1 protein-coding gene is annotated in these 300 nt (G+C 57.0%); it reads right to left on the bottom strand.

The window, feature by feature from the left end; all coding sequences use genetic code 11:
* Nucleotides 1-300 (bottom strand): DODA-type extradiol aromatic ring-opening family dioxygenase (locus FQ664_RS25805; RefSeq protein ID WP_474707154.1); only part of this gene is annotated, 300 nt, incomplete at both ends.

Below are 300 nucleotides of genomic sequence, written 5' to 3'. Positions count from 1 at the left end.
TGATGTGAAAGGCCACCCGATCCCAGGAACAGCACTCGCTTGTTCAGAGTGCGGGTGAATCGACCGACCGCATCACCCATCAATCTGACACGTTCAAAGGTAGGCAGAGGCGGGGCCACGCAGTTCACGAAGATCGGCAAGACCGGATACTTGTCCAAGCCACCCAGGAGGAATTCGAGCGGTTGAGCGAAGCCGTGGTCGACCTGCATGCGATATGAAACAGGCATGTCGATGCCATTGCTCAGCAAAGATTCAGCGCAAGCTTCAGCGATGGATTTGGGCACAGAGAGGGTGCCGGCG

This window comes from Pseudomonas persica, assembly GCF_900291015.1.
Taxonomy (GTDB): Bacteria; Pseudomonadota; Gammaproteobacteria; order Pseudomonadales; family Pseudomonadaceae; genus Aquipseudomonas.
This window is presented reverse-complemented; position numbering and strand designations above follow the sequence as displayed.